Origin of the sequence: Nostoc sp. UCD121, from assembly GCF_014222285.1 — a bacterium.
In the GTDB taxonomy this organism is placed as follows: Bacteria; Cyanobacteriota; Cyanobacteriia; order Cyanobacteriales; family Nostocaceae; genus Nostoc.
Map to the genome: position 1 here is coordinate 1 of NZ_JACKZS010000550.1, position 343 is coordinate 343.

Sequence of the window (343 nt, forward strand, 5' to 3'; positions counted from 1 at the left end):
TAATAAATCCTCAACATTTAAGAAACTGGTTTGCTAGTTGCTGCTACTGTACCTCATAACAGCCGCAAGTGCTGTATAGGTGTGGAAGTATGTTACGGAGGAATTAATAGACTAAACGATGCCGAAACCGTTAGACCCCAAGTGTCAGCTATGTTCCAAACTACCAACAACCCAAGCCAAAGTTTTACATGGAACAGCAGGGGACGGGTGTTGGAATCCAAAAGTCTGCCACAATCGCCGCTCATTTTATCGCCACCGCTCCCAAAATAATTCAGCAGAAATTGATTCAGTAACAGTCGAACCACCAGCAACATATTTTGCAGTGCTGTATTTGTATAAAGAA

Annotated in this window: 1 pseudogene; it reads left to right on the forward strand. The window is 42.6% G+C overall.

Annotated features, from left to right (window positions below):
* Positions 1-118: 118 nt before the first annotated feature.
* Positions 119-343, forward strand: a pseudogene (locus GNF10_RS37440) (hypothetical protein); the annotation flags it as partial.